Source organism: Microcoleus sp. OTE_8_concoct_300 (genome assembly GCF_031383065.1).
Lineage (GTDB): Bacteria > Cyanobacteriota > Cyanobacteriia > Cyanobacteriales > Microcoleaceae > Microcoleus.
Genome location: NZ_JANMZH010000143.1, coordinates 1 through 1,589, shown reverse-complemented (window position 1 = coordinate 1,589; position 1,589 = coordinate 1). Strand labels below are relative to the sequence as shown.

At 45.4% G+C, this 1,589-nt stretch carries 3 protein-coding genes; 2 read left to right on the top strand and 1 reads right to left on the bottom strand.

Annotation, left to right across the window (positions count from 1 at the left end; genetic code table 11):
• Nucleotides 1-740: 740 nt before the first annotated feature.
• A complete protein-coding gene (locus ACUVJL_RS07285; RefSeq protein WP_445245246.1) occupies nucleotides 741-1,088 on the bottom strand; it encodes a histidine triad nucleotide-binding protein in 348 nt (115 codons plus the stop codon).
• Here ACUVJL_RS07285 and ACUVJL_RS07280 point away from each other — a divergent pair.
• Nucleotides 1,087-1,347 (top strand): hypothetical protein, encoded by a 261-nt coding sequence (locus ACUVJL_RS07280; RefSeq protein WP_445245245.1) that lies wholly within the window; start codon nucleotides 1,087-1,089, stop codon nucleotides 1,345-1,347. The two genes, ACUVJL_RS07285 and ACUVJL_RS07280, sit on opposite strands and share 2 nt — an antisense overlap.
• 48 nt (nucleotides 1,348-1,395) lie before the next feature.
• The coding region (locus ACUVJL_RS07275; RefSeq protein WP_445245244.1) for a magnesium chelatase domain-containing protein at nucleotides 1,396-1,589 on the top strand (194 nt) is incomplete at its 3' end.

The window sequence follows — 1,589 nt, the reverse complement described above, 5'->3', positions numbered from 1 at the left end:
TGCGGTTTTCGGTGCTAGTTACCCACTCGCAGAACCGTTCCCAAACGTTGCCGCTTTCGCGACGCTGTACGGTTGTTGTCATTTGATTTATGATTGCTTAATTGAATTTTCAAGGTTCGTTGTGGGGATGCCCCACGCTTATATTAGTAACACCATTCACTCTAGTTTGCCAAGGGATTTCTGCTGACAATTTAAACATTTTACAAACATTTACAATAACTTAACTTTTCGTAAATATTTGTAATTTTTTACAAAGTAATATTACACACCAAATCGGTTAAATATAGCGACCTGAAGAACTGAATCTATTGTCTGTAGCTTGGTTCAGCAGTTAGATCGTTTTTTTTTTGTTCAGGTCGAGTTCCTTTCTATTTAAATATCTCTTAATTAGGTCTTGAAGAGATGATTTTTAATATTTATTCACATATAATCGGTGGATTCTGCGAGGGTAAGTTTGTATCGGGAGAATACTGACAACCGGGTTTCTAGTGCGATCGGGCTGCATTCTCAATAAGAGCCAATCAACCGGGTTTATTGACGAAATCATTGTTGACTGTTGACTGTTGACTGTTGACTGTGAGTCAAAAAAATGAAAATTGCGCTCCTGATTTGTTGGCCGCAGGATTAGACTTTACGCCCGACTCCCGAAGCGCGGATTTGATATCATTCCGGCTGCGCCGGAATTGATATCAACCGAGTTTCTGAGGATGAGTCCGCAAGTTCTGCGTAAAAATTAGCCTTTAGCCTGGGGGCCACTTCATCTGCCGTCCGCCGAGAATGTGAAGGTGCAGGTGGTCTACAGTTTGGCCGCCGTCGCTGCCGCTATTAATGACGACGCGATAGCCGTTGCTAAGTCCGAGTTGTTGTGCTACCCGCTTGACAGTCAGCAGCAGGTGTCCCATGAGAGCATGATCTTCCGACTCAGCATCGGCTAATTTGGCAATAGGCTGTTTGGGAATGACGAGGATGTGGACGGGTGCTTGCGGATTGATATCTCTGAACGCGAGGGCCAAGTCGTCCTCATAAACGATGTCTGCCGGAATCTCTTTGCGGATGATTTTGGTGAAAAGCGTTTCTTGAGTTGTCATGGGTGTTAACGAAGGAAGAAGGAAGAAGGAAGAAGGAAGAAGGAAGAAGGAAGAAGGAAGAAGGCCCAAGTGGGAAGTGGGAAGAGGAATGCCCAAGTGGGAAGGGAGAAGGGGAAGTGGGAAGAGGGAATGCCCAAGTGGGAAGGGAGAAAGGGAAGAGGGAAGAGGGAAGACCCAGCAGGAGAGAGGGAAGAGGAGAAAAAGAAGAGGCAAGGAAAAGTTTTTCTTGCCTCTCCCGATATTCATTAGTCATTGTTAATCATAATAGATGATGAATCAGGGACAGGCAAATTAAGGATTAAGAAAAATGCTTGCTAGGGTGTGGAGTGCATCGATCGTAGGAATTGACGCGGTAAAGGTTGGTGTTGAGGCTGATGTGTCGGGGGGGCTACCGAAAATTGTGGTTGTGGGATTGCCAGATTCTGCGGTGCAAGAAGCTAAGGAAAGGGTTAGGGCTACGCTGAAAAATTCGGGATATGCTTTTCCGATGCGGAGTATTGT